This is a genomic window from Vibrio sp. 1069 (assembly GCF_033340555.1).
The window spans coordinates 131,505-157,901 of the sequence record NZ_JAWOWP010000009.1; the positions used below are offsets into that span (position 1 = coordinate 131,505).

The following is a 26,397-nucleotide window of genomic DNA, read 5'->3' on the forward strand; positions in this document are numbered from 1 at the left end:
ATAAAAATATAACCAAACACAATAGGTTTCTCTTTATGCCCAATTCGCTCGGTTTAAAAGAGGCGAAAGCAAAGTGGAACCAACCGGGAGAATCAGAGGAAAGCTCATGAAATTCAGACATAAGGTTGTCACAGCCTCTTCATTTTTGCTGCTAATTACCGTGTCGTTATTGTCGACACAACAAGTTATGACCATCCGCTCCCAAACTCAGGAGCAAATCGACTCAAGTGTAAACGAGATATTGACCAGTGTTGGTAACACTGTGCAATCAGAAATGAATGCAAAGAAGGATCTCGCTCGCTCCATTACTGAAGTGATTGAGCTTGATCCCAGTTCACATAGCTATGTTCAAAACATACTTGAAAGACCGACGCCAAAAAGCAGCTTCCTTGCCATCGGTTTTGGTTATGAAAGTAATGGCTTTGTGATTGAAAATGACGACGGCTGGGATGCGGGTCCAGACTACGACCCACGTCGGCGTCCTTGGTTTATTGCAGCTAAGAGCAAAGGCGATTTGGTCGTAACCGATCCGTACGTCGATGCGTCTTCGAAAAACGTTATCATCTCTGTTGGTACGCCAGTAAAAGAAAATGGCCAGTTTTTAGCCGGTATGTTTTATGACCTCGAATTAACTACCCTTTCTGATCTGGTCAACCAAGTGAATCTGTTTGATGCTGGTTACTTATTTCTGATCACCGCTGATGGCACAACTATTGCTCACCCTCAAAGTAAGTATAACGGCGAGAAGGTCGGTAGCTACCTCCCGCAAATCGAACTTACGCAATCAGCACAACATGTTGAGATTGATGGCAACCGCTACATGGTTAACCTGACTCACATTCCTGGCGAGAACTGGTACGTAGGTTCGGTGATCGATGAAGCTGTTGCCTATTCTGCCGTAGGAGAGCTTCGTAACAACGCTATTATTTATTCAATCATTGCCGTGATTGCATCTATTATCGCCCTAACTCTGTTGATTCGCACTCTCATGCGTCCTTTGGACACGCTAAACAATGCGATTAAAGATGTAGCATCAGGGAAAGGCGACCTTACACAACGCCTCGAAACAGATACTGACCAAGAGTTTTCTGAGCTTGCCACAAACTTCAATACGTTCATGGAGAACTTACAACAGCAAATCATTGAGTCGAAACGTATTTCTGATCAAATTTTAAACGGAACTCAAATCACCGCTGAGGGCGCAAAAGACTCGGCAGGCGCAATTCACACTCAGCTGCAAGAGCTAGAACAACTTGCTACCGCGATGCATGAGATGTCTGTCACCGCGACAGAGGTTGCTAATAATGCGCAAGGTGCGGCAAGTGCAGCTAAAGAAGCCGACCAAGCAACGGTTGAGGGGTCTTCTATCGTTGGTGAATCGACACAAACGATAAACATGCTTTCCGATAGCATTGACCTTGCAGTCGAAGAAGTACAAGTGTTGGAATCTGCTACCGCCAATATCGAAACGATTCTAAAAGTCATCAACGATATTGCGGACCAAACAAACTTACTCGCGTTGAATGCCGCAATCGAGGCTGCACGTGCGGGAGAATCTGGCCGAGGCTTCGCCGTTGTTGCAGATGAAGTACGTACACTGGCACAACGTACTCAAGAGTCGACAACAGAGATTCGTACTATGATTGAGCAACTACAATCTGGCGCTTCATCTGTGGCAAATGCCATGCATCAAAGCAAAGGTAGTGCTATAGAGGCCGTTGAAAAAGCGGGTTTAGCAAATAGTGCGTTACAACGCATTCGTGATGCGATTCAGCGTATTTCCGATATGAACTTGCAAATTGCCTCAGCAGCGGAAGAGCAAAGCCTCGTCGCTGAAGAGATCAACAACAATACGGTGAATATTAAAGACCTATCGACTCAAGTCGCCGAATCGGCAAATCGAACCAACGACGCGATGCAGGCGCAACAAGAAGATGTACATAAACAAGATCAAATCTTAAATAGATTTACTGTCTAACACTCATTTAAGCAAAAACAGCGAGCACCGGCTCGCTGTTTTTGTTTTTAACCCTCTACCCTAGTGTTGGTCGATGTTACATGTGCCATGTTGGTGCTATTAAGCTCGACATGGATATAGCGATCATTAGAACGACGATAATAGCGGTCGTCCACTTTTAGATAAGTGAAATCTCCAATCTTTATGTAGGTACTATTCCGAGGAATTCGGTCATGGTAATAGTAACTGCGCCTTGGTCGTCTGGTCTCCACATAAATAACGTCACGATGTTTGTGTTTATGCTTGTGCTTGCGCTTGTGTTTGCGCTTGTGTTTATGATGGTGGTGATGCGCATGATGGTGATCGTACCCGTACCGATGTCCATGCTTATGCTTCGGGTCAGCCACCGCTTCTGTACTCAACACACCTAAAGACAACATAACGCCAACCATGGCAAAAGATAATTGCTTTGACACAACAGAGCCTCTTATTCATATCAACATTGATATAATAGGAGGGTGAATCACTGTACATGTCAGCCTTTCGCTAAGGAGTTTTACTAAAAAGTCAGCGCTAACCGTGATTATCAGAGAAACGTCAAACATCACAAATGCTGATGACTTTGAGTGGCCTGGGTTCGGCTATGAATACAAAAAAGCCGCCCGTTTGAATACGAGCGACTCAGTTTTTAAATAAGCTAGCGTGGTTTTATACTGCTTGGGCAAACAGCAAGAAACAGCCGAATAGGAAGATCATGCTCATTCCCATTGCGCCGCCACCAGCTTCATAAATATTGTCATCTTCTACCGGCACTCGGCGCACTTTCATGGTCATTGATAATGGGACAAAGACCGCGAGAAACACAAGAATAATCCCCGCGTAGCTGAGAATAGCTAGGAAGTGTTCTGGCGCAAATACAGCACCTAATAGTGGTAGCACAAAAGTAGTAACAAAAATCACTGGCTTACTTGCTTTCAGTAGGTCTGCATTTTGATCGTATAGCGCCATTGCAACACCTAAGAACGACGTTAGTAGTGCCAAACCAGTAAACATGGATAGGATGAACTCTAAGCCCTCGTATTGCTGACCTAGTACCGAGATCAACTCTGTTACGTTGGAGTATTGAACAAGCTCATGAGGTGGTAGATTGCCGACAACCGCTAACAACCATAATAGGTAACAAACAAGCGGAATAGTTGAGCCCACGATAATCATATTACGCAGCTGTGTTTTACTCGCTTCTTTGTTGTAAGTTACAAGCGATGGGATCACGACCATAAAACCGAAACTGGTGAAAAGCACCGAACTGGTTTTGATAAGTGCCATTTTATCGTCGCTCACAACCTCATCAAGTCCTTCAAACGAGACGCTTGGTGCAAGCGCAAAAAGTGTCAGGATCAGCGCTACGATCATGCCTAGGAACAAACCGCGATTCAGCTTATCTACTACCCCTGTACCTGCCGAAACAATGATACCAACTAAAAGAGTAAAACCGACTTGGCTTGAGATCGTAGATGTTGGAAGCCCAAATGAGGCTGTTACTTTTTGTACGAGATCACCCGCACCAATGATGTAAGCCATTAATAGACAAACTAACAGGGCGTAAAGCAAGCTGTTGGTTACCAACTGGCCTCCTTTACCAAGCGTTTCGCGAGCAATTGCATTCATGCTCACACCACCACCTACTTTACAACTGGCTTCAAGAAGGAGCAGCGCAGCATAAGTCGTTCCAGCCCAGATGAACAACATAAGAAGAGTGCCCCAAAGGAGGCCAAATTGAGCAAGCACCATTGGTATAGCAAGCATACCAGCGCCAAGAGCAGTACCTGCAACGATCAGGGAGCTGCCGACAAGTTTTAGGTTCACGGTTAATACCTCTAAATTCAATCCGTTAATTTCTCGCCAGTTGTGCTTTATCTAAAGCACACAACAAAACGCTCCGACTTAGTCAAAATTTGGTTACAAGAGCACTATGTTACAAGAGCCCTGTATGGCTAAGAAAACATGCAACAAAAGGTGGTTAATCATTTGCACATGAACACTTGAGAGTCATTTTTGGCGATGTCATCGCTGATGAAATGTGCGCAACTTTGGGTTCGAAGCAAAATTGTTCATCTTAATTCATCAACCCCATTCGTTATGAATGGATTTGGTTCGAAAAGATTGTAAGGCATAAGCAGGACGATTGAAAAGCAAAAGGTCAATCTTATAGCGATATATTTTAACAACTCTTATCTTTTACCTAAGATGTGTTGTTTTTTTCGGCACTAATTAGTCTTTTATCGCTAAAAGAGAAGGAAGAACGTGCTCAATGGCTCAATTTGGCTGGGTGTACAGATTAATTTACAGTTTAAGTGAAGGTGTTAGATTCCAAGGACGTAGCCTAGATCGGACAATATCGCTATTATTCGCTGCGTACCGACACTGTTCGGTTCACATACCTCTAAACACTGATTTACGGTTCGAAAATATAGGTAAATGAGTGTCCGAATGCTGGGTGTGGTTCCCCAGCATTTGCATCCTTTCTTTTAGATGTCATCAATTGATCGAAATTGCATAAATCTTGTATCGCCCGACTTTACGATTGTGTTAATACGCTTTATCTAGCGCGCCAATGATATAAGTTAACACTGGAATACCCATATCGGCGACCTGCTTCTCAGTCTCACTCATGTTTTCATGCGCCATCCGCAGCTCTACTTCACTTATCGATTCTTTGTGAAGGTAAAGCTCTTTGTAGTTCATCAATCGCTGTTGTGACTGTTGAATCAGTGTCACAACATTCTCTTTAGTCTCACGATGTTGCTGATCAATTTCACTAAATAAATGATCTAAAATGCGTTGCATTTTGCGAATAGAAGCTTTCGTTTCTATTGATTTGTATGATTGATACTTTTCCATTGAGTTAATAACTGACTAAAATATTTACGTTTTTATAAGACAGTTATTTTTATACTGATTGCAAAGCAGGTAAATATGTAGTGGTTAAACTGGTCCACTTCTTGCTCCGTTTAGGTCAAAACTGTCCTTTCAGGAGAGCACATGCAGGTAGACCCTATAATTCAAGCACTGATCGCAAGACGAAAATCGAATGGCCTCTCCCGTGAGCAAATGGCAAACATCGCTGGAATGAGCGTAAAAACATATCAAAGGATCGAGCGCGGAGAGTCCGATCTTAAACTCTCACAATATCGTGCCATATTGCGTTCGCTTCATTTGACTGACCTAGATATTGCTTTAGATGTACGTGATGTTCAGCATGTCACAGCAAATGACTTAACGGCCGTGGCGCGATTGCTCTCACCGGAAGCTCAGTCCCTGCTCGTTCGCCTGTTATCGTTAATCCTTGAACAAAAGAACAAGAAAGGTGATTAACGACATTACTCATACCCAAACGATGAATGCCCTGTTGAGCGTTGAAACATGAATCGTTTAGACAAGAATAAAACTCGTCAAATGACGAGCTTTATTCTTTATATCAGTCCGTTACTCTAGGCTTTTCAATTCCGATGTATCAACGCCTTTTATTGCATCTTTCGCCACTTTATCAGGATCAAAGACATCACGTTCTTCATATGAATTATCAATCATGCCTTGTCCTATCGCGGTCGCCTGCTTTTGTAACTTGTTACCCTCTACCTCACCAGCATCCCAGCCTTGTCGATAATCTGAGTCGGTTTGATACCTTGTTTCGTCCTTAATATAGTGTTCAAAATCATTCCCTGCCTCTTGCATACCACTATGCCGACCGTCATGAAAGCCTTGGATATAAGCTTCATCATAACCGCTCTCTTTTAACGCGCTGTCACTCGTACCACAGCCTGAGAGGAGAACAAAAAATAGCGAAACGAATACCTTATGAAACATATTTAGGCCTCAAAGCTTTCAAATAAATTAATCATAGTTCGCGATTTCAACTTCTGCTTACTTCAGGCTATTAGATAGCTTTGTGACTCGACGAAGCCTGTGAACTTGGAGTACAAAGCTGGACAAAGCATCACACCTACTGATAAACATTATACTCAACGCGCGTTTAATACTTCCATCGCAAGTGCTTCATCATCTTGCTCAGCCAAACCGCTAATGCCAATTGCACCGACGATTTTCCCCTCTTGTTCTATAGGCACACCACCCATAAAGCCTGTGATCTTCGGGTCAGTCCAATAACTCAACTGCTTACCCGTCTCACGAGCCCAAGCACCCAGATTGCCGCTAGGCTGACGGTCTCTAGCCGAGGTGTAAGCTTTGTTCTGTGCCAATAAACCTGCTTGCACACTCACATCATCCATTCGGGTAAAACCGAGCAATTCTCCATGTGTATCAACCACGGCAACCGCAATGTTTTGCTTGCGAGCAGTCGCAATTTCCAATGCCGTTTGAATTAGAGTTTGAACTTGTACGTATTTCATTTTTCTCTCCTACGGGATCTCATGACCAAGGGTTTTCTCGAACAAGCCATACCAATGGCTACGTGATAACGTGACGTTCTCTACTTGAGCACAAGCGCGAATACGCTGTGGGTTTGCAGTACCAATAACAGGCTGAATTTGGTTTGGATGACGCGTCAAGAAGGCTAAAACAATCGCCTCAGACGACACGCCATATTCAGCTGCTAGCGCCATCACCATCTCCGCCGTCTGCCTGGTGTTGTGATCATCAGAATGTAAGCCTCGCTCTGAGAATCTTCCTTGCGCCATACTGCCCCACGCTTGCAGTTGGATATTATGCTTACGGGCATGTTCCAATGTTCCCGCAACGTAGTCAGATGCCGACGAAGGAAGCCCCATGCCTTGCTTGATAAAGTCAGACTTAGCCAGACTCATTTCCAACTGGTTCGCCACAACAATTTCGCCCGTTGCTTGTTGAAGAAGATCAATTTGAGCACTGTTCATGTTAGAAACACCGAAGTGGTTAACTTTGCCAGCTTGTTTCAGTGCTTGGAGCGCTGTGCCCAGTTCTTCAAATTCAACCAGAGGATCAGGACGATGCAGCATCAAAACATCAAGGTTTTCCACGCCAAGGCGCTCAAGAATGCCCTCAACAGAAGCCGTCACCCATTTGGCAGAGAAGTCATACTGCTTAACACCTTGCTCATCTCCTAGACGGATGCCGCACTTGGATTGCAGATAAATTCGCTCTCGTAAGGTTGAGTCATTGGCTAAGATGCACCCAAACACTTCTTCTGCCTTACCGAATTTGTAGATATCCGCATGATCAAAGAGATTGATGCCAACCTCTAATGCTGCCTCTACAGCGGCATAAGCTTGGTTTTCATCTTGGGCGGTTAATGGGTTGCGATTCCACTCCCCTCCAAGTCCCATGCAGCCGAAGACCAAGCGGCTAACGTTAGGTAAGGTTTTGGCGAGCGGTAATGTTGGATTGTTCATCGTTATTCTCACTTTTCCCGATTTCTGCGTTTTCAATTTCTTAAGTTAACTCTAACCATCTTACCGTTCGTAATAATTAGTTTAATACCGTAAAATCGAATTCATTATCCTTGTTAACGAACAATCAAGATGGCAGATTACAAAAGAATCGAAAAACTGATGCTGTTTGCCGAAGTGGCTCAAACACTCAACTTTTCTAGGGCAGCGGAGCAACTTGGCATTTCTAAAAGTTACCTGTCGGAACAAATCAAGCGATTGGAATCGGAACTCGCCACGCCTTTGATTGTTCGAACCACACGCAGCGTGAGATTGACGGCAGAGGGTGAGTCGATCTTTGCACAAGCGGAAGATCTCAAACGCCGCGTAATGGAAATGGAAAAGAGTTTAAATCAACAATCTGAGCAAATAGACGGTCTGATTCGTCTTACTGCTCCCAAGATGTTTGCCGAAGCGGTGCTGCATGATTTGTGTGTGGCGTTTCGCGCTTTACATCCAAACGTAGAGTTCGAGATTCTTTCTAGCTATCAAGCGTTTAATCTGACGGAAACCAGCGTCGACTTTGCGTTTCGAGCAACAAGAACGCCGCCCGAGAATATGATTGCGCATCACCTTTTGGACTACCACCACTGGCTGGTTGCCTCACCTCTGTATCTGCAAGAAGAAGGTACGCCAGAGACGTTAGCGGATTTAAAACAGCATCAATGCTTAACCACATTGCATCAAAAAGAGTGGCCGTTAAAAACGGGAACAGTTCAAACCCAAGGTTGGCTTTCAAGCAATGAAAACCGCTTACTCAAAGAATCAGCCCTGTCTGGCAATGGCATTGCTCGGTTAGCAAGTTACTTTGTCGAACAAGACGTTGAGCACGGCCGTCTAGTGCAGGTTTTATCGGAAGAAACCGACCACCAGCACAACGCGGTGTACTTGGTGTATCCGCAGCTCATTTATCAATCGGCGAAAACCAGAGCCTTCATTGAATTCGTGAAGCAGCACTTTGCTATATAACTAAGGCAGTTAATCCGCAGACCACACCGAGCGAATATCTGGCCAACCCCAGTTAGTAAGAGCGACGTCTTCTAAAACACCTTGGAAACGCAAAGTTTGTGTATGGTGGAACATGGGTGCAATCCAGTATTCGCTGATCAACGTCGATGCAATTGGCTCCAATGCATTAAGGTAGTCCTCAAGTGGAACGAAAGATCTGACTCTCTGTAGTTGTTCATCTAACCATTGTGCGTTCTTCTCTCCCAAAGTGTGGAATAGCACAGCGTTGCTGAAGAAGTTCGTGAACGCTGAGGCATGACGATTATCATCTAGGTTTATGTTCGTCACGACCATCGTCTCATTTAGCTCACCATTCTTAGCTTTCTCGTTCAGCTCACGATAGGAATACATAACAATTTCTACTTTACTGCCAACACTCACCAAACGATTAGAAATAGCCCGCGCACAGCGACGCAACGCGGTATAGTTATATCCGGCTATCGTAATGTGTTTAGGTAACTTAAGCGGCTCACTGAACGGACGGAGCACTGGCTTCCAACCTGGTAGCAGGTTATAAGCGGGTATACTCCCAAATACAATATTCTCGCGGCGCATCACTTCGGCCAAGTGCTCAGGTTGAATTAGCTCACTAATATAACGGCGCTGCGCTAAAGAGAGTTTGTGCTTAGCGTGCTGATTAAATAAGGCGAATAAGCAACCATCTTCTATTCGACTACGCTTGCTCGCCGATGAGTTTTCTCGGTTTTGCGTCGACATATAGTGTCCACACAAATCCTCCTCGGGCGAAGCATCCCTTTGCAACGTATTTGCTGCCAATGACGGGTTCTCCATTTGCTCGTCATTAACAATCCAGATAGTCACCAAATCCGTTAGAACTCTACATGCATAGTAACCATTAAATGCTTGCAGTTTTAAACGACTTTCATTGTGCTCGACAACAGAGAATGGGCCACTTCCGACCACCAGCTTGTTATTCGCTACGTTAACTTGGCTTACTGGTTGAATGCCGTATTTCACTCCAGAAATAAGTCCAGCAAAGCCCAAGTCAGCTCGATTAAGCTTAAAAACAACTTTCAATGGCGTTGGCGCAGTAATGTTAGCAACATGTGCCAACTCTTTTTCGTAATACTGTAGTGAACTCAACTTTGCAAACAAGCTAACCACTGTTTCTGCATCAATGGAATTACCATTATGAAAAGTCAGACCTGGACGAAGGTAGAAAGTCCATTCGTAGGTGTCTTCGTCATAACGCCAGTGATGTGCTAGTTCTGGTTGCACTTTCCCATTGTGATCACTCGAAACTAAGCAACAATAGATTTGCCTTAATAAGAAACGTTCGCTGCTACGCTGAAGTTGATGTGGAACGACGCGCTCAAACATTCGCTTATAGGTTAATTGAATATTGAGCTGTCCTTCTTGAACAGAAGCACCAGACGTTGTTTTTAACAAACGGCCAAATGCCATTTCGTCTTCATCTAATATCGCCAGTGCTTTTTCATACTTGCCTAACTTGATACGTTCAAGAGCCAAGCTCTCTTTTAAAACGTCTAACTCCATATTCAGAATAAGAGTCGATCGTTGGTTCCGCCCAGGTTTCGGGTACCAGCTCAACCACGCCTTCTCCTGCATTTGCGTTAGCAGGCTACGAGCATGCCGAGAAGAAGTGAACATGATGTCGGCAATGTCCTGTAACGTGGTTTTTGTTTCATTACCAACACTAAACGAGAGTAATCGTTGGTAATAGCGAAACAAATTGAGATCAGACACTGAATCAACCTTAGATCTGTGAAGTTTGAGGATAGGAATAGTTTACTTAAGTTGGCGGTAATAAAATAAGAAAACTTCCTAATTATCTGTTCCCCTTTTCCACAATTAACCTCCAAATTCGGCTTTAAAGCCCCATATATTTACGTTATTAGGAAAAAAGCCAACAAAAGCACTCTCTTTTTTATATCCCCTTTTATACACATAATTTACTCGTCGCTAAAGGAGGAAAAAATGAAGAAGCCAATGATGGCGTACTTTTTTCAGCAACGCCTAGCTCAATCGAGTAATAAAATAGAAGTGATGACTCTGGTTTATCTTAACGATATGTTCCAGTGGTCATAGCCTAACCTCAAGCAGAACTTAGCTCCTGATACTACACCCCCACTCCGTTGTATCTTAAGTTCTGCTTTTTCATCTTTTGCACTCTACTACCTTATTGCAGGTTACTAAAAGTTAACTAGTTGAAACACCGCAAAACAGAGTCTACATTGAAGTCTCATCCCCCAATCGCTTTGTTGAGAAAGGGGCATTCATGGATATACACCACCAATTCGGGAGTCAATATGGCAACTTCAGTGAAACTTAAAGCGGGCGACAGCTTCCCTCATCTTCAAGCCACTTTGCTAGATGGTTCAAGCGTAACGTTGGGTCAGCCGCAAGGTGATGCGACTTGGCAAGCAGTATTCGTTTATCGTGGTAAACACTGCCCTCTTTGTACTAAGTACCTCAATGAGCTTGAGAGTTACAAACAGGCTTTCGCTGATGCTGGCGTCGATATTCTTGCCGTTTCTGGCGATTCAAAAGCACAGCTAGAGGGGCATCTAGAGAAACTCGAAATCAGCTTCCCTATCGCTTACGGCCTGACCGAAGAACAAATGAAAACGCTAGGCTTGTATGTATCTATTCCTCGATCTGAACAGGAAACCGATCATAATTTCGCAGAACCAGGTCTGTTTGTGGTGAATGAACACGGCGACTTACACGTGGTGGATATTTCAAACAACCCGTTTGTTCGCCCTGAGCTTGGCGCGCTATCACGCGGATTGGCATGGATTCGCGATCCAAACAATAACTACCCTATCCGTGGCACATTGGATTACTAATATCTTCTACACCCAAGTAAACTTTCTATCCTTAAATAAGCTAGGATTCTTGCCTTAGTGAGAATAACTTGGAATGCATATCAGATCCGTGAGATCTGATATGTATCAACAAGTTGGAAATAGAGTCCTTGTTCATTATACAACGCCTTGATGAAAAACAAGATCAGTGAAGCCCAGGCTCCCCTCAAACAACGTTAGTTATTTACTTCTAAGTCACTTTCACGATAAATACATGAAATTAAGACTAAAAACTTAGACTTAACGGATATATAAATCATAACGGTACCTACACAAGTAGTTGGCTAGCGATTATTATCCTATTGCAACTCACAATTGTGCAAATCTAATAATTCATACCATAAATGAAAACATAGATACCGTAAGAGACAAAATAAAAGCAAACGATTAAATTACCAATAAAACACCGTTCAATTAAAATAAAAAACATTTCACTTTATAAAAATGTAATTAATCGTTATTTGCAATCACACATCTTAATTGAGAAATACAGTATGAATAAAATCTCTTTGCTTTATATGGCCGTTTGTATCGGATTAGTTGGATGCGGTTCAGGAGGAAGCGACAACGATCCAGCAAAAGATATACATCCCACCATTTCAAATCCGGAACAAATCAACGCAATGACGGTGGACAAAGGTCATTTCTATTGTTCTGTAAACCAACAAAAACTGGAACACGGAGGGACATCTGCAAGCATGTCCTACCTGATTGAAAAGAAAAGAAATTCTACGGTTGTTGACGATTATGAATGTACCGAATACGGTTTAAAGAAAGGTGAATCAATTATCGTCACTAAAAGTACAATTGAAAACTTTTCATACTCAAAACATTATAAAAGCACGAAGAAGGATGACATTAATGGGTTTAAAATCATCTACCCTACAGGGCTTACGACTCCGATTAATAAAGATTATGAAAAAATTACGATCACGTATAATACGGAGAGACCTGACGTTAACATTAAGATAATTCAATATTTTGACGAAAAGTCTAAATTATATACCATCAAAAAATATGAAAACCACGTTAACGACAACTCACCAATAGGTTTAGTTGAGAAAGAGGAATTCGATAAATATTCCGATTTTGAAAAGAAGCTGGAATTAAATAGTGCTTTTTTAAATTCAACTGAAGTGAGTGATTTATTCTACAACTTACTAAGTATGATAAATAATAACTAAAAATCAAAAACTTAAAAAGTACGATTATGCTCAAGTAGCCTCGATATGCCTGACTCGAAAGAGTACGTTGTTTTACGAAACAAATTACGATTTGAATGAAGCACATCTAAGTTACTTGGGTAAAAACGGCGATGTATTGTTAATCAGCTTTCAAAAGAGAGTAACGTTTGCGATTAACTACTTTGGTCTTAACGAAGCTCAATTTGATGCTTTTCAGACCAAATTCGCAAATCATCAAGAATCTTAAGTGCGGTACGGCCGAACTCTGTTAGTTCATAGCTTACGGCAATTGGGCGGTCGCTGATCACTTTGCGCACCACCATACCTTCCGCTTCTAGCTCTTTAAGGCGTTGGTCGATCATCTTTTTACTTGCACCGCCTAGCATGCGTGCTAAGTCATTGAAACGAACTGGGCCGTCTTTCAAATGATAAATCAGAGAACCTTTCCATTTACCACCAATTAGACGCATCCCTTTCTCGATAGCACATGGCTCCGCACATACGTTCGCCACTGACTTACGACCTTTGCTATCTACACTGATTCTGCTTTCCACAATACACCTCAAGATACGCACCTAATCTAGGTAACGAAAAGTAAGCTAGATACATTTAGTGCTTTAGAGTAATAAAAACGTCACCTCGCCGCAAACAAATAAAAATGGACCGCATGCAGCAGTCCATCTCAATTCATCATTCAGTTCGCACTATCTTTCTAAAAGGATTAGAAGTTTTCGTTAATGTGAGCTTCGAAACGAACAAAATCGTTTTCGATATCTGCGTTCTTCATCACGTCATAACAAGCGAATGTAGGCAGTGCTGACATACCAAAGAAGCGGAAGTTAGCGTGCATGTGGAACATCAAATCGTCCACGCCTTTACCTTGGAATAGGTATTCGCTCTCATCATCAAACGATTCTTCTGGCGCGTTGAATGTCAGTGACAGCATGTATTTGCTGTTGGTTTGAGTGCCGCCTGTACCATAGTTTTTCTTAGGTTCTTCTGCGCTACGGCCATCGAATGCACATAGTGCGCCGCCCATACCCGCAGTAAACACGTCGTCCATGTATTTTTTGAATGACCAAGGCACAGACATCCAGTTGATTGGGCTTTGGATGATCACGCGATCAGCCCACTCAAAGTGTGCGAGTTGCTCATCTACGTTGATCTCATCTTGCATTGTCACAACGCGAACCTCATGGCCTTTTGCTTGCAGAAGCGTCTGTGCTTTGTCGACAAGAGAAGCATTTAGACGACCTTCTGAATATGGTGATGGTTCGTGTGCATTGATGATCAGTACGTTGCTCATGGGATTACCTTTAAATAAGTTCACAAGATGACGCAGTAACCATTGTGCGTCGGATGTGGTTTATTATGGTAACCTAGAAATATAGTGCAATTAGTTAACTTTTAGTAACCTACGTAATTTTTTATTATATAACTGTTTTTAAAACATATATTTTTTCAATTTTTTATTCATCGTTATTCTACGATTAATTTTTTCATCGAGTTGTTGCATCTTCCACAGAGCAGGCGTACACTTTATCGCAATTCGACGATTAACTATTAAGGCCAGCGAATGAGTGATAAGTGCAAGGACACGTGCGAAGTTGTTTTTCAGACAACGCAACAACAGCTCGAGAAAGAACAAACTCTCGCAGCGCAAGCAAAAGCTTTGTCGCATCCAGCACGTTTGCGCATTCTGCATATCCTGCACACGCTCGATACCATGGGCGGTTGTTTGAACAGTGATTTGGTTTCTGAACTGGGTCTTGCGCAATCTACTGTTTCCGAGCACTTGCGTATTCTCAAGCAAGCAGGCTTTATCAGCGCCGAGCCAAACCCACCTAAGGTGTGTTACCGCATTCAGCGCGACGCGTTTGATCAGTTCAATCTAGGCTTTTCCAAGTTATTTGATTAATTCCCTTTGCACGCTGGTCAGGCGTGCAGAGATAAACTATACCTTCAACTATCGCCTTTCGACGATAAACGAATAAGAGAACACTATGACTACTCAAGTTTTAAATAGTGCCAGCGACAAAATGAGCTTCTTGGACCGTTACCTAACGGTGTGGATTTTTGTCGCAATGGCAATCGGTGTAGGTATTGGCGCAGCGTTCCCTCAAGTTGCTGAGTGGAATGAGTCAATGTCAGTCGGCAGCACGAACGTACCGCTCGCGATTGGTTTGATTTTGATGATGTACCCGCCGCTAGCAAAGGTGAACTACAACCTGCTAGGTACAGTGACGAAAGATAAAAAAGCGATCACGCTGTCTTTAGTCATGAACTGGATTGTCGGCCCTATTTTAATGTTCATCCTTGCATTGACTTTCCTAGGTGATCATCCGGGTTACATGGTTGGTATCATTCTGATCGGTCTTGCTCGTTGTATTGCCATGGTATTGGTATGGAACGATATCGGTGGCGGTAACAAAGAATACGGTGCAGCTCTAGTTGCATTAAACAGCGCTTTCCAAATCGTGACTTACAGTGTGATGGCATGGTTATTCATCACTGTGTTGCCACCAGTCTTTGGTTACGAAGGTTTCGTGGTTGATATCTCGATGATGGACATCGCGGAAAGCGTTCTGATTTACCTTGGTATCCCATTCCTAGCGGGCTTCCTAAGCCGTAAATGGCTGGTCGCTGCGAAAGGTGAGCAATGGTACAACGACGTGTTCATCCCACGCATTTCACCAATTACCCTTATCGCCCTACTTGCGACCATCGTACTGATGTTCAGCTTAAAAGGTGAGATGATTCTTGAACTGCCAATGGATGTATTCCGTGTAGCAATTCCACTGGCTATCTACTTTGTGTTGATGTTCTTTGTCAGCTTCTTCGTTGGTAAGAAAATGGGCATCGACTACGACAAAAATGCGTCGATTGCCTTCACAGCAACAGGCAACAACTTTGAATTGGCTATTGCGGTTTCTATCGCGGTGTTTGGACTAAACTCAGACCAAGCTTTTGCTGGTGTCATTGGCCCGCTGATCGAAGTGCCTGTGTTGATTGCTTTGGTGAATGTAGCATTGCGAATGAAAGCCAAATATTATGGCTAACCTAAAAAGCACAAAAAATACAAAAGCGGTAAAACATTAACTCACTACCGTTTTAATATACTCGCTGGGCGTTAGGCCGAACTTACTTTTAAAGCGTTGGCTAAAACGCCCCTCTGACTGATAACCACACAACTGTGCGAGCATAGCAACGTTATACGAGCCATTTTGCATCAAGTAAAGTGCGTGATTTAAGCGCACTTCTGCCAATACTTCACGATACTGGGTACCTTCTTGTTTCAGTTTGCGTATCAATGTTGCTCGGCTCATAGCAAAGTGCCCCGCGACCATGTCTAATGGATGCTCCTCCCCTGGAGAGCGCGATAAGTAACGACTAAGTTTCTGACTAAAAGAGATATGTGAACTCGAGAACAACCGATGCAATAACCCTCTCTCAGCTAGCTGCTGATATAGGCCCATAATCCAATAGCGTTGTGTCGCTTCACTTAAGCTTTCCCGCTCAAACGAAAACAAAGCATTTAACGTCGCTTTCAATGCTTTATCTGTCTCAACAACGGGTACATAGTTTCCTAATGCGTTGCTCATGCTTAGCTCCAACATTTCATCGCTAGGCACACAGTGAAAACTGAACATTCGAGAAAGAAATCGCCCTTGTAGAGGAAGGTTTTCAAAATTTAGGGATGCATTTGCTTCACAAAGCATGATATTTGGATCATGGATGTCGAGTACTTCATCTTTCCAGAAAAGATGTTTACTCCCCTTAACAATCTGAATAAGGCTTGGGGAGTGAATCCTGACATTACGAAGCTTCTGCTGCTGCTCCGCACGAAACAGCGTAACCTGATATTGGTGACCCATTCTCTCCCCTTATATTCAATTATCGCGTGTAAGTCGTGGTTAATGTCGCTTTACCCAAAGCAACACTATTCAAAGTAAACCCTACAATGGCTGGTGGCGTGTTTTCATCCAAATTCAGTTCTTCAGTTGGCAATGACCACACCGTAAACTGGTAACGATGCATCCCATCATTCTTTGGAGGACACGCGCCGCCGAACCCCGTTGTGCCGTAGTCAATACGAGATTCTTTGCCGCCTAACTTGTTCATATCAATGCCTCGAGGCAGCTCGCTAACGGTGGATGGAATATTAAACGCTATCCAATGCCAAAAACCACTGCCTGTTGGTGCATCGGGGTCATACACGGTGATCGCAAAACTTTTTGTGCCCTTTGGAGCTTCTTTCCACATCAATTGTGGTGATTGATTCCCGCCATCACATCCCCAACCAGAGTATTCAAATGTCTTCGCCATCGGGTGGCCTTCTTGAATATCTCTACTCACGAGTTCAAATGCATGGGTAGAACCGACCGCAAAAACACTCAATACCAAAACTGACTTGTAGATCGCTTTCATGTTTTTCTTCCTTTCAATGAATTCAACACTAGTCTAAATACCCAGCAGTCCGAATCCTTGTCAGTAAGTATCAAAAAACACAAAATAATCTATAATTTTGACACTTTAAGATTCTAACACAAATTTCTTACTCTCTTAATTGCACTTGGTTTATGCTAATTAATCGCTCACGGAATAAGGAAGGAAAATGGAATTGGATATCTACGTGGTGGACGCCTTCACCGATACGCAATTCAAAGGCAACTCAGCAGCGGTGGTACCGTTAGAGGAATGGCTAGCCCCAGAATTGATGCAAAATATCGCGACAGAAAACAACTTGTCGGAAACGGCTTTTCTAAAATCCATTGGCGCAAACCGATATGAGATTCGTTGGTTCTCTCCTATAACTGAAATCGACTTTTGTGGACACGCCACACTGGCCTCGTCGTTAGTGCTGTTTGATGAGCTTGGCATTAATGGCACGATTGAATTTCATACTCTGGAAGTAGGAACCCTCACCGTAGAGAAGAATGCGCAAGGTAAGATCGATATGACGTTCCCTGCTCGTCTTCCAAAAGCCGTTTCTGATATTCCCTCGGCATTGATTGAAGGCCTAAGTTGCGATGTGGAACGCGTACTGCTTAGCCCTCAAGCGTATTTCGTGGTGGTCGGCAACCAGCAGGAGTTACTTGAGGTTCAATACCGTTCAGAGCACCTCAAGACACTCGCTCCTTACGATGTGGTCGTTACCGCGAAAGGCGATCAACAAGACTTTGTATCTCGTTACTTTTGGCCTGCAAATGGTGGTGACGAAGACCCCGTAACTGGCTCGATTCACGCTGGGTTAGCACCGTTCTGGGCAGAAGCGTTAGGCAAAACATCACTGGTCGCTTACCAAGCTTCTCAGCGCGGAGGCATTTTGCACTGTGAAGTTACTGGCGAACAAGTAAGAGTATCTGGCGACGGCGTGCTCTACATGAAAGGCAAGATTTTTGTTTAAATGATATTCATGTAATCAACTTAAAAGAGCCAAGTAAAGCACGGCTTCCGCAGGATAAAGCCAGCTTCAATAATTAATCAATTGATGAATATTGAAGGAATTAACTTCCTAGCCGGACAAAACTGACTCACGTTACACTGAATGCAGTTCCACACTCTTCTATAGCTTGATACGAATTCGAGTTCACCTTCTTAGAGGAAGCGTCGCATGATGAAGCGAATCATTCTTGGCACCCTAGCCCTGACTCTTTTAACTGCCTGTTCCAAAGATGACGGACAGCAAGCCCTTGGCACACTAGAACGTGACCGCGTAACCTTTACTGCAACCTCTAGCGAGATAATTCGCGCCCTTCCCATCAAGGAAGGCAGCCAAGTCACCGAAGGAGAAGTGCTGGTTCAGCTCGATACAAAGAACCAAGAAGCCGTTTTAGCTCACGCCGTAGCCGAACAAGCCAAGGCTGACGCCTATCTTTTGAAATTGACCAATGGTGAGCGACCAGAAGACATTGCCGCAGCGCAAGCTCGCGTTGCCAGAGCGGAAGCTCAATTGGTTGAAGCGCAAAAGAACTACCAACGTAAAGCAGAGTTAGTTCGTAAGAAACTCATCAGCCAATCAGAAAAAGACACAGCTTTAGCAGCCAGAGATTCTGCCCGTGCAGAGCTAGACTCCTCACAAGAAGAGTTCAGCAAACTGACCGCTGGTTCTCGCCCTGAAGATATTGAACAAGCGAAAGCCGCACTCATGGCAGCAAAAGCCGATGTGGCACTGCAAGAACAGAAACTAGCAGAACTCACCATCACCGCCACGCGAGATGGCTTGTTAGATAACCTACCGTTTAACCTTGGTGAACGCGTTCCTGTGAATGGCATTGTTGCAGTAATTCAAGCGAGCCGCGTCCCATACGCCCGTGTTTATGTTCCTGCCAACTACCGAGTCAACTTTGTGCCGGGTAAAACGGTTAACGTGCATGTAGATGGCGTTGAGCAACCATATAGCGGCACCGTTCGTTGGGTAGCGACTGAGCCTTCATTTACGCCTTATTTCGCGCTTACCGAGGAAGAACGCTCGCGTTTGATGTACCTAGCAGAAGTCGACCTTCAAGACTCAGCACAATCCTTGCCTTCAGGTATTCCAGCTCAAGTGGATTTGGTGGAGTAAGCCAATGACCGAATACGCGATTCAAGCTGAAAATGTAGTGAAGAAGTTTGGTGACTTCACCGCCATCAACAACATCACGCTCAATGTGCCCAAAGGCAGTATTTATGGTTTTCTTGGCCCTAACGGTTGCGGTAAATCGACAACCATTCGTGTGTTGACTGGCTTACTTAGCCCAAGCGAGGGCAATGTCGATGTACTCGGGTTAGAGATCCCAAAACAATCGGAGCTTCTGCGCCTCAAGATTGGCTACATGACACAAAAGTTTTCCCTCTATGATGACCTCACGGTTCAAGAGAATCTTGAGTTTATTGGACAAATCTTTGGTATGGAAACCAAGGCCCTGAAAGCTCGCATCGAAGAACAACTGTCAACCTACGGTCTCGACCAACTACGCAAACAGCGCGTCGGCGGAATGAGTGGCGGGCAGAAACAACGCTTGTCTCTCGCCGCAGCCACCATGCATAAACCAGAACTGTTGTTTCTCGATGAACCCACGTCTGCGGTTGACCCAGAGAACCGACGCGATTTCTGGGAGCAATTGTTTGATCTCTCTGACCAAGGTGCGACGATTTTGGTCACTACGCACTACATGGATGAAGCAGAACGCTGTCATCGTCTGGCGATTATGGAAGCCGGGGAAATCCGCGCCGATGGTGAGCCAGAAGAACTCATGGCGCAAATGGGCGTTAACATCGTCGAAGTCAAAGCGGATAACTTACGCGAGCTAAAAGAGAAAGTCATTCAGCGCGAAGAAGTCCGTTCTGCCGCACAGCTCGGCATTCGCTTACGCATTTTGATCCACCAGCACATCGAACAACCGATCGAATGGTTAACCCAAACCTTTCCTGAGCTTGATGGCTGCGAGATGAACATTGCTCGCCCGAGCTTGGAAGATGTGTTTGTCAGCGTGACGGGAGAAGGTCGCCAATGATGAAATCTATTGCCCGCATGAAAGCGGTGATGATCAAAGAGATCCGTCAGCTTTCACGTGACCGCATTACCTTTGGCATGGTCGTGATGATCCCGCTAATTCAGCTTCTGCTGTTCGGCTTTGCCATTAATACCGATATTCGCAACATCCCCGTTGGCGTCGTCGATCAAAGTGGCAGCACTGCCGGGCGTGTGATCACCGAGTCCGTCAAAGTCACGCAAGTGGTCGATGTGGTCGAAACCTTCGCTACCGCAACAGAAGCCGAGCAAGCCATTCAAGACGGCTTGGTACGAGCGGCTTTAATTCTGCCTAGCGATTTAACCCAACGTATGGTGCAAGGGCGAGAGCTTGGCCAATGGATTGTGGATGGTTCAGACACCATGATCAGCTCTGCGATTCTCTCACTACAAACCATGCCGTTAACAGATTTTGATTTTGAAATACGCCCTACTCCAACCAAAACCTTTGAAGTTGCGCTGTATTACAACCCGAGTCGGCGCTCGGCGGTGAACATTGTCCCTGGTTTATTGGGCGTGATTCTGACCATGACGATGATCTTGTTCACCAGTGCAGCCATTGTTCGAGAACGAGAACGTGGCAATTTAGAGTTACTGATTACTACGCCAATCCATTCCATAGAACTCATGGTAGCGAAGATCATCCCCTACATCTTTGTTGGTCTGATACAGGTGTTTATCATTTTAGGCTTGGGTCACTGGATATTTGGTGTGCCGATAAACGGCGCCATTAGTCAGATACTATTTGGCACGCTATTGTTTATCGCCGCGAGTTTAACCTTAGGTTTGGTGATATCCACCATTGCGACGACACAGCTTCAGGCAATGCAGATGACGGTGTTTATTCTTTTGCCGTCGATTCTTCTATCCGGATTTATGTTCCCTTATGAAGGAATGCCCATCGCGGCACAATGGATATCCGAAGCGCTGCCTGCCACCCACTTTATGCGAATTATTCGTGGTGTGGTGCTGCGTGGTGCAGACCTAATGGAACTATGGCGAGATACAGTTTGGTTACTTGGATTCACCGTTATCGGCCTTATTGTCGCTTCATTTCGCTTCAAAAAATCACTCGACTAATCCCACGATATTGCGTTCATTCCTTAAAAACAAAAATAGCCCCAACGAAGGGCTATTTTTTGTTTCTGTATTCATACACTGTGCTATCGAGCTCAACTCTCAGACAATATTAATAGTACTCACCGTAGGAACAATCTCGTAAATCGGAAATATTGTAGTTTTTCAAAGAGTTTATTTTAAAGTTGAACACTACCTGTTTACAGACAACGCCTTCGCGATCCGTGTACGTGATAATACCTTCACTGTACGCACGCTGACCATCAGAGGATGTCACGTCAGCAACAAGTTCCAAATGGCCCTTGTGCGCGTCTACGCGATTCATCATCTCAAACACATCGACCCACTCTTCGCGATTTGCCATTTGTATTAGCATGGACTTCGCCTGTGTTTCCAACTGCTGGGGGTATACATAATAACGGTTGTAACCAAAGTATGCGCACATAAGTAATAAAACGAGTGCTAATGAGGTTGTTCTTGTCATACAAGCTTCCTCTTGTTGTTATAAAAATCTTGCTTCGTTAATTCAGTATAGGAAGCGAGCAAAGTTTAGGTTATAGAACTTGCCCAAATAACAGGGGACAGTCAGAGACAGTCAATTCTATGACAAGCTCAACAACAAACTCTATTGCAGTCTCATCATGAGTTTGAACAAAAATACGCCTCAGAGAAAGCAAGAAGTAAGAAGGGAAAACTAACCAGAGCGAGGTGATAACAGAAAAGTAAAAGGAATTGGAGGAAAAAGACAATCAGAGTGAATGTAGTGAGAGCGGAAATCAAGATTAGATTATCCGCCCATCAACTAGGCTCAAATTGTCAGTGACAACAACAACGCGACTCACCGAGTTTAAACGTGTTGGTAACTATCTTCGAGAGACTCTGTCTGCGTTTTTTTCTCGCTCACTTCCACTTTAACCGCAGCGACCTTGAACTCAGGGATCTTCGCATGCGGGTCAGTCGCCGTTGTCGTTAAACGGTTCACCGGAGACTCAACAAAGTGGAATGGAATGAATACCACACCTTTTTGAATACGCTTAGTCACAAAGGCATCAATCTCAATGCTGCCGCGACGTGTAGACACCGTCAGACGCTGACCATTACTGATGCCTAGCGCTTCTGCGTCTTCCACGCTCACCATCGCGCGAGGGCCTGCAAGGTTATCCAATCCTTTGGTCTTACGCGTCATGGTGCCAGTGTGGAATTGCTCAAGTACACGACCTGTAGTAAGCACCAGTGGATACTCTTCATCTGGCAGCTCAGCCGCATAACGGAACGGTACGCCCACCATTTGTCCTTTACCACGAGTAAACTGGGTTTGGTGCATGATGCGAGTACCTGCCGGGTTGTTCTTGTTGCTCGGCCATTGCACACCGTTTGGCGTAATGGCATCCCAACGAAGACCAGCGTATTGAGGTGTCACACGTGCGATTTCATTGGTGATATCAGACACGCAGTGATAATCCCAATCACTACCCATGGCATTGGCGATTTCTTGAATAATCCACCAATCTTCTTTCGCTTCACCCGGTGCCGTGACAACCTGATTCACGCGCTGAACACGACGCTCCGTATTGGTGAAGTGACCCGCTTTCTCTGCAAACGAGCAAGAAGGCAGAACCACATCCGCGTATTGTGCAGTCTCCGTTAGGAAGATGTCCTGAACCACTAAGAAATCGAGCGCTTCTAAGCCCTCAATCACATGCGCTTGGTTCGGGTCACTCAACACTGGGTTCTCACCCATAATGTACATACCACGGACGTCACGATGGCAAGCCGCATCAATGATTTCTGTCAGGGTTAGACCTTGCTCAGAAGGCAGATTTGGTGCGTTCCATTCAATAGCAAACTTCTGACGCACAATTGGGTTGTATACCTTTTGGTAGCCTGGGAAGCTGTTTGGCAAAGCACCCATATCACACGCGCCTTGCACGTTAGATTGACCACGTAGCGGGTTAATACCACCACCTTCAATACCGATGTTGCCACACAGTAATTGCAGGTTAGCGATAGAACGCACGTTGTCATGACCAGTCGTATGCTGAGTAATACCCATCGAGTAGTAAACAGCCGTACGATCTGCCGTACCGATCATGCGCGCCATTGCTTGAATGTCTTCGGCTTTTACGCCTGTAACCAACTCCACTTTATCGAGGTTGTAAGCTGGCGACATCACTTCTTGCAGTAAGGTATCAAAGCCGTCGACACGTTCTTCGATGTACTCTTGATCATACCAACCGTTCTTGATGATCTGCTGCATGACGCCGTTAAGGAGCATCACATCCGTACCCGGACGGTGCGCCATATACAGCTCAGCATGCTCTGCCATATCGACACGTTTCGGGTCAGCTACAATCAAACGAGCGCCGTGATGACGAATTGCTTGTTTAATATGTGAAGCGATAATCGGGTGCGCCGATGTAGTATCCGAACCGATAATAAAGATCACATCCGAGTGCTTAATGCTTGGAATGTCGTTGGTCATTGCACCACTACCGAGTGATGCCTCAAGACCGGTTACACTCGATGCGTGACACAAGCGCGCACAGTGATCGACGTTATTGGTGCCTAGTTCACGACGGACAAATTTTTGGAACGCGTAGTTGTCTTCGTTGGTGGTTTTCGCTGAAGAGAAACCCGCCAATGCGTTGCTGCCAAAATCTTGCTTGATGCCAGAGAACTTGCTTGCAATCAGTTGAATCGCCTCTTCCCAACTCGCAGGCTGCAACCAACCGTCTTTACGAATCAAAGGCGTGGTAAGACGCTCTTCACTGCCGATGAAATCAAAACCAAAGCGCCCTTTCACACACAGCATGCCTTGGTTCACTGGCGAGTCACCGCCCTTCACGTAACGAATCGTATTGGTTGCTTCGTCCACGAACATAGTCAACTTACAACCCACACCACAGTACGTACAAATGGTGTCGACCGCTTTCAGATCTTCAGTACGACCTTGTGAACGGTCACGACTATCGACCATCGCGCCCGTTGGACACACTTGAACGCACGCGCCACATTGCACGCAGTTCGAATCGCCCATTAGGGTTAAGCCATTCTTGTTACTTCCAAAGTGTGGACGGTCGTCAGGACGTAATGCAGGACGACCTTGTTTGTCGCACACAAAGTTCAGTACGCCGTGCACGGCTTTGTCACGACACGCTTGGATGCACTGACCACAACTAATACAGCGGTTGGCATCAAACTCAATAAACTCAGAGCTACGGTCAACTTCGTACTTATGACGCAAGTCTTTCGCACGAAGATCTAACCAATCTTGATGCGATTTAATCTGCAAGGAGAAGTCAAAGCTTTGCTGAGCTTCATATTCGGTGGAGTAATCACGCAGCGCACAATCGGTATTTGCCTGACAGCCACATTCTAGACAGCGCGCGGCTTCCTTCATTGCTTCTTCGTTATCAAAACCCAACTCCACTTCAGCGAAGCTTTGCTCGCGTTGTACTGGAGTCAGCTCAGGCATGATAGAGCGAGCGACTTTCTGGATGTTCTCGAAGTGAAGCGGATCGACTTGAGAGAGCTTCTTCTCTTTACGCGAGTTGAACGCTGCCTTTGGCATATCCGCCATATCGCCATTCAAAAACAGGTCAATCGCTTTTGCCGCAACGCGGCCATCACCCACCGCTTCAACTGCCGTTGCTGGACCACGGCGGAAATCACCAATACTGAAGATGTTGCCCGTGCCGGTGTGCATGGTCTTTTCATCTGCATCAGAGGTGTTCCAACGCGTAAGCGGAATCGACAAATCTTCGCCTTCGAGGAAGCTCAGATCTGGCTTTTGCGATACTGCCGCAATCACGGTGTCGAACTCTTCGGTGAAGAACTCGCCAGTTGGTTTAGGGCTTCGACGACCAGATGCATCCGGCTCACCCAACGCCATGCGTTCTAGACGAATTGCATTCACGCGTCCGGTTTCATCGGCAAGGTTTTCTGCCGGGTTGGTTAAGAAGTGGAATTTCACCCCTTCGTGTTCCGCTTCGACAATCTCATAGTCTTCTGCTGGCATTTCGTCACGGGTTCGACGGTAAATCAACGTGGTGTCTGCACCAGCGCGACGCGCAGTACGAGCACAGTCAATTGCCGTGTTACCACCACCGATCACCGCGACTTTCTGACCCGTAACGTAGCTTTGTTCGGTAACGTAATCTTTAAGATAATCAACACCTAAGTAGCAACCTTCAAGATCACTGCCTGTGTAATGCATTTCAACCGCTTGAGACGCGCCGACAGCCAAACACACCGCGTCGTATTCTTCACTCAATTGAGAGAGCGTGAAATCAACACCCAGCTTTTGATTGGTGTGAACTTGCATGCCATTGCGGCACATCAGTTCGATTTCTTTATCTAGAATGTCTTTTGGCAAACGGTATTCTGGGATGCCATAACGCAACCAACCGCCCGCTTTTGGCATGGATTCAAAGACCGTAACGTCATAGCCTTCGTTCGATAGGTAGTAGCCGGCCGTTAGACCACCAGGACCACTGCCGACGACGGCAATGTTCAAACCTTTGCTTGGTTTCTTTTCTGGCACATAGGCTTCATGCGCAGACAGATCTGCATCCGCGGCATGACGTTTTAGCTGACGAATTGCAATAGGCTCATCGACTAACGAGCGGCGACATTCGCTCTCACAAAATGCTGGGCACACACGACCAATCGATAGCGGCATAGGAAGCGTACGCTTAATCACTTCAATCGCTTTTTGATGATCGTTCTGTGCGATGTGATAAAGGTACGATTGGATATCAACGCCCGCTGGACACGCGGTTTTACATGGCGCTTCACAATCGGCGTAATGGTCCGTCATGATACGGTTGAGTGCTTTTCTGCGGTGCTCGCTTAATTGTTCTGATTGCGTGACCACATTAAGGCCGCGGTAAACTTCAAGTTCACACGCACGCTTAGTACCGCCGCTTTCGACTTCAACCACACACAAGTCACACGGTACTTTTTCATTACTTTTGTTCATTCCGCACAGCGATGGGATCTCGACCCCACACACTTTTGCTGCTTCTAAAAGGGTTAGACCCTCTTCTACAATTCTATATTTTCCATCGATGACAATTTCTATCATGCAACCCCCGCAGCAAAGCAAATCCAAATCTGCACAAGTAAAAACCATACATTCTATAAGGATAATCATTTGTAAGACAAGTTAGTGTGATGTAAAACTTATAAACCACATTTTTCACGTGTCATAAAAAGCGAGGGCTTCTTTCGCTAACTTTCAACACTCGGTGTTTAACAAACGTTTTACTCCCTCGAAAGTGCGAAAACTGAAGGGTTGGACTATTTTGATAATAAGAGTAATAAATGATTGACCTTACCCTTAGGTTAACCTTTAGAATCGAAGGGTTTTCATCATTTTCATCAA

24 protein-coding genes are annotated in these 26,397 nt (G+C 44.9%); 11 read left to right on the forward strand and 13 right to left on the reverse strand.

The window, feature by feature from the left end:
• Positions 1 to 106: 106 nt before the first annotated feature.
• Complete coding sequence (locus R7040_RS14975) at positions 107 to 1,978, forward strand: methyl-accepting chemotaxis protein (RefSeq protein ID WP_064354586.1); 1,872 nt, start codon at positions 107 to 109, stop codon at positions 1,976 to 1,978.
• A 47-nt stretch (positions 1,979 to 2,025) separates the two neighbouring features.
• Here R7040_RS14975 and R7040_RS14980 read toward each other — a convergent pair whose 3' ends face one another.
• The 3 genes from R7040_RS14980 to R7040_RS14990 all read right to left on the reverse strand — a co-directional run bounded on the left by R7040_RS14980 (position 2,026) and on the right by R7040_RS14990 (position 4,858).
• Positions 2,026 to 2,433 carry a hypothetical protein gene (locus R7040_RS14980; RefSeq protein WP_318096897.1) on the reverse strand — a complete coding sequence of 136 codons (408 nt, stop codon included), beginning with the start codon at positions 2,431 to 2,433 and terminating at the stop codon, positions 2,026 to 2,028.
• A 232-nt stretch (positions 2,434 to 2,665) separates the two neighbouring features.
• Positions 2,666 to 3,823: an amino acid permease gene (locus tag R7040_RS14985; RefSeq protein ID WP_053303777.1), complete on the reverse strand. Its 1,158-nt coding sequence runs from the start codon at positions 3,821 to 3,823 to the stop codon at positions 2,666 to 2,668.
• 723 nt (positions 3,824 to 4,546) lie between these two features.
• Positions 4,547 to 4,858, reverse strand: a complete 312-nt coding sequence (locus tag R7040_RS14990; RefSeq protein ID WP_005375472.1) for a hypothetical protein — start codon at positions 4,856 to 4,858, stop codon at positions 4,547 to 4,549.
• A 141-nt stretch (positions 4,859 to 4,999) separates the two neighbouring features.
• Here R7040_RS14990 and R7040_RS14995 point away from each other — a divergent pair, with 141 nt between their 5' ends.
• Positions 5,000 to 5,332, forward strand: coding sequence for a helix-turn-helix transcriptional regulator (locus tag R7040_RS14995; RefSeq protein ID WP_005375470.1), 333 nt, complete (start codon positions 5,000 to 5,002; stop codon positions 5,330 to 5,332).
• Between the two features lie 111 nt (positions 5,333 to 5,443).
• On the opposite strand, the gene R7040_RS15000 is transcribed toward R7040_RS14995, so the two are convergent.
• From R7040_RS15000 to R7040_RS15010, 3 genes are all read right to left on the reverse strand, one after another.
• Positions 5,444 to 5,824 (reverse strand): hypothetical protein, encoded by a 381-nt coding sequence (locus R7040_RS15000; protein WP_005375467.1) that lies wholly within the window; start codon positions 5,822 to 5,824, stop codon positions 5,444 to 5,446.
• Between the two features lie 155 nt (positions 5,825 to 5,979).
• The gene (locus R7040_RS15005) at positions 5,980 to 6,366 is read right to left on the reverse strand and encodes a GlcG/HbpS family heme-binding protein (RefSeq protein WP_064354585.1); all 387 of its coding nucleotides are present in this window, start codon (positions 6,364 to 6,366) and stop codon (positions 5,980 to 5,982) included.
• Between the two features lie 9 nt (positions 6,367 to 6,375).
• Positions 6,376 to 7,344 (reverse strand): aldo/keto reductase, encoded by a 969-nt coding sequence (locus R7040_RS15010; protein ID WP_064354584.1) that lies wholly within the window; start codon positions 7,342 to 7,344, stop codon positions 6,376 to 6,378.
• A 129-nt stretch (positions 7,345 to 7,473) separates the two neighbouring features.
• Here R7040_RS15010 and R7040_RS15015 point away from each other — a divergent pair, with 129 nt between their 5' ends.
• Entirely contained in the window at positions 7,474 to 8,349 is an 876-nt protein-coding gene (locus R7040_RS15015) for a LysR family transcriptional regulator (protein WP_318081383.1), read from the forward strand.
• A gap of 9 nt (positions 8,350 to 8,358) precedes the next feature.
• Here the strand turns inward: R7040_RS15015 and R7040_RS15020 are convergent, their stop codons facing one another.
• Positions 8,359 to 10,116 (reverse strand): SgrR family transcriptional regulator, encoded by a 1,758-nt coding sequence (locus tag R7040_RS15020; RefSeq protein WP_053350500.1) that lies wholly within the window; start codon positions 10,114 to 10,116, stop codon positions 8,359 to 8,361.
• A gap of 563 nt (positions 10,117 to 10,679) precedes the next feature.
• On the opposite strand from R7040_RS15020, the gene R7040_RS15025 reads away from it, so the two are divergent.
• The gene (locus tag R7040_RS15025) at positions 10,680 to 11,219 is read left to right on the forward strand and encodes a redoxin domain-containing protein (protein ID WP_005385152.1); all 540 of its coding nucleotides are present in this window, start codon (positions 10,680 to 10,682) and stop codon (positions 11,217 to 11,219) included.
• A gap of 512 nt (positions 11,220 to 11,731) precedes the next feature.
• Positions 11,732 to 12,421 (forward strand): hypothetical protein, encoded by a 690-nt coding sequence (locus R7040_RS15030; protein WP_053350501.1) that lies wholly within the window; start codon positions 11,732 to 11,734, stop codon positions 12,419 to 12,421.
• A 188-nt stretch (positions 12,422 to 12,609) separates the two neighbouring features.
• Here the strand turns inward: R7040_RS15030 and R7040_RS15035 are convergent, their stop codons facing one another.
• Together R7040_RS15035 and R7040_RS15040 are read right to left on the reverse strand one after the other, a co-directional pair.
• Positions 12,610 to 12,975, reverse strand: a complete 366-nt coding sequence (locus tag R7040_RS15035; protein WP_005375456.1) for a winged helix-turn-helix transcriptional regulator — start codon at positions 12,973 to 12,975, stop codon at positions 12,610 to 12,612.
• A 167-nt stretch (positions 12,976 to 13,142) separates the two neighbouring features.
• Positions 13,143 to 13,727 (reverse strand): NAD(P)H-dependent oxidoreductase, encoded by a 585-nt coding sequence (locus tag R7040_RS15040; protein WP_017635228.1) that lies wholly within the window; start codon positions 13,725 to 13,727, stop codon positions 13,143 to 13,145.
• A 270-nt stretch (positions 13,728 to 13,997) separates the two neighbouring features.
• Between R7040_RS15040 and R7040_RS15045 the strand changes: the two genes are divergently transcribed.
• The gene (locus R7040_RS15045; protein ID WP_005375451.1) at positions 13,998 to 14,339 is read left to right on the forward strand and encodes an ArsR/SmtB family transcription factor; all 342 of its coding nucleotides are present in this window, start codon (positions 13,998 to 14,000) and stop codon (positions 14,337 to 14,339) included.
• 85 nt (positions 14,340 to 14,424) lie between these two features.
• Positions 14,425 to 15,480 carry an ACR3 family arsenite efflux transporter gene (arsB, locus tag R7040_RS15050; RefSeq protein WP_005385145.1) on the forward strand — a complete coding sequence of 352 codons (1,056 nt, stop codon included), beginning with the start codon at positions 14,425 to 14,427 and terminating at the stop codon, positions 15,478 to 15,480.
• 36 nt (positions 15,481 to 15,516) lie between these two features.
• Here the strand turns inward: arsB and R7040_RS15055 are convergent, their stop codons facing one another.
• Both R7040_RS15055 and R7040_RS15060 read right to left on the reverse strand, forming a co-directional pair.
• Positions 15,517 to 16,296, reverse strand: coding sequence for an AraC family transcriptional regulator (locus tag R7040_RS15055; protein ID WP_017635229.1), 780 nt, complete (start codon positions 16,294 to 16,296; stop codon positions 15,517 to 15,519).
• Between the two features lie 19 nt (positions 16,297 to 16,315).
• Positions 16,316 to 16,849 carry a YbhB/YbcL family Raf kinase inhibitor-like protein gene (locus R7040_RS15060; RefSeq protein WP_258458015.1) on the reverse strand — a complete coding sequence of 178 codons (534 nt, stop codon included), beginning with the start codon at positions 16,847 to 16,849 and terminating at the stop codon, positions 16,316 to 16,318.
• A gap of 187 nt (positions 16,850 to 17,036) precedes the next feature.
• Between R7040_RS15060 and R7040_RS15065 the strand changes: the two genes are divergently transcribed.
• The 4 genes from R7040_RS15065 to R7040_RS15080 all read left to right on the forward strand — a co-directional run bounded on the left by R7040_RS15065 (position 17,037) and on the right by R7040_RS15080 (position 21,014).
• Positions 17,037 to 17,828: a PhzF family phenazine biosynthesis protein gene (locus tag R7040_RS15065; RefSeq protein ID WP_213967966.1), complete on the forward strand. Its 792-nt coding sequence runs from the start codon at positions 17,037 to 17,039 to the stop codon at positions 17,826 to 17,828.
• A 207-nt stretch (positions 17,829 to 18,035) separates the two neighbouring features.
• On the forward strand, positions 18,036 to 18,986 hold the full coding sequence (locus R7040_RS15070; protein WP_372587974.1) for an HlyD family secretion protein: 951 nt from the start codon (positions 18,036 to 18,038) through the stop codon (positions 18,984 to 18,986).
• Between the two features lie 4 nt (positions 18,987 to 18,990).
• Entirely contained in the window at positions 18,991 to 19,917 is a 927-nt protein-coding gene (locus tag R7040_RS15075) for an ABC transporter ATP-binding protein (protein WP_064354575.1), read from the forward strand.
• Positions 19,917 to 21,014, forward strand: coding sequence for an ABC transporter permease (locus tag R7040_RS15080; RefSeq protein WP_064354574.1), 1,098 nt, complete (start codon positions 19,917 to 19,919; stop codon positions 21,012 to 21,014). Before R7040_RS15075 ends, R7040_RS15080 begins: the two co-directional genes overlap by 1 nt.
• 109 nt (positions 21,015 to 21,123) lie before the next feature.
• Here R7040_RS15080 and R7040_RS15085 read toward each other — a convergent pair whose 3' ends face one another.
• A complete protein-coding gene (locus R7040_RS15085; protein ID WP_141135663.1) occupies positions 21,124 to 21,495 on the reverse strand; it encodes a hypothetical protein in 372 nt (123 codons plus the stop codon).
• A 363-nt stretch (positions 21,496 to 21,858) separates the two neighbouring features.
• Positions 21,859 to 26,097 carry a formate dehydrogenase subunit alpha gene (fdhF, locus tag R7040_RS15090; RefSeq protein ID WP_213895912.1) on the reverse strand — a complete coding sequence of 1,413 codons (4,239 nt, stop codon included), beginning with the start codon at positions 26,095 to 26,097 and terminating at the stop codon, positions 21,859 to 21,861.
• Between the last annotated feature and the right edge of the window lie 300 nt (positions 26,098 to 26,397).

Bases quoted from the DNA above. Each gene is read 5' to 3' on its own strand.
- R7040_RS14975 (WP_064354586.1), top strand. From the start codon at position 107: ATGAAATTCAGACATAAGGTTGTCACAGCCTCTTCATTTTTGCTGCTA.
- R7040_RS14990 (WP_005375472.1), bottom strand. From the start codon at position 4,858: ATGGAAAAGTATCAATCATACAAATCAATAGAAACGAAAGCTTCTATT.
- R7040_RS14995 (WP_005375470.1), top strand. From the start codon at position 5,000: ATGCAGGTAGACCCTATAATTCAAGCACTGATCGCAAGACGAAAATCG.
- R7040_RS15000 (WP_005375467.1), bottom strand. From the start codon at position 5,824: ATGTTTCATAAGGTATTCGTTTCGCTATTTTTTGTTCTCCTCTCAGGC.
- R7040_RS15005 (WP_064354585.1), bottom strand. From the start codon at position 6,366: ATGAAATACGTACAAGTTCAAACTCTAATTCAAACGGCATTGGAAATT.
- R7040_RS15010 (WP_064354584.1), bottom strand. From the start codon at position 7,344: ATGAACAATCCAACATTACCGCTCGCCAAAACCTTACCTAACGTTAGC.
- R7040_RS15015 (WP_318081383.1), top strand. From the start codon at position 7,474: ATGGCAGATTACAAAAGAATCGAAAAACTGATGCTGTTTGCCGAAGTG.
- R7040_RS15025 (WP_005385152.1), top strand. From the start codon at position 10,680: ATGGCAACTTCAGTGAAACTTAAAGCGGGCGACAGCTTCCCTCATCTT.
- R7040_RS15030 (WP_053350501.1), top strand. From the start codon at position 11,732: ATGAATAAAATCTCTTTGCTTTATATGGCCGTTTGTATCGGATTAGTT.
- R7040_RS15040 (WP_017635228.1), bottom strand. From the start codon at position 13,727: ATGAGCAACGTACTGATCATCAATGCACACGAACCATCACCATATTCA.
- R7040_RS15045 (WP_005375451.1), top strand. From the start codon at position 13,998: ATGAGTGATAAGTGCAAGGACACGTGCGAAGTTGTTTTTCAGACAACG.
- arsB (WP_005385145.1), top strand. From the start codon at position 14,425: ATGACTACTCAAGTTTTAAATAGTGCCAGCGACAAAATGAGCTTCTTG.
- R7040_RS15055 (WP_017635229.1), bottom strand. From the start codon at position 16,296: ATGGGTCACCAATATCAGGTTACGCTGTTTCGTGCGGAGCAGCAGCAG.
- R7040_RS15060 (WP_258458015.1), bottom strand. From the start codon at position 16,849: ATGAAAGCGATCTACAAGTCAGTTTTGGTATTGAGTGTTTTTGCGGTC.
- R7040_RS15065 (WP_213967966.1), top strand. From the start codon at position 17,037: ATGGAATTGGATATCTACGTGGTGGACGCCTTCACCGATACGCAATTC.
- R7040_RS15070 (WP_372587974.1), top strand. From the start codon at position 18,036: ATGATGAAGCGAATCATTCTTGGCACCCTAGCCCTGACTCTTTTAACT.
- R7040_RS15075 (WP_064354575.1), top strand. From the start codon at position 18,991: ATGACCGAATACGCGATTCAAGCTGAAAATGTAGTGAAGAAGTTTGGT.
- R7040_RS15080 (WP_064354574.1), top strand. From the start codon at position 19,917: ATGAAATCTATTGCCCGCATGAAAGCGGTGATGATCAAAGAGATCCGT.
- R7040_RS15085 (WP_141135663.1), bottom strand. From the start codon at position 21,495: ATGACAAGAACAACCTCATTAGCACTCGTTTTATTACTTATGTGCGCA.
- fdhF (WP_213895912.1), bottom strand. From the start codon at position 26,097: ATGATAGAAATTGTCATCGATGGAAAATATAGAATTGTAGAAGAGGGT.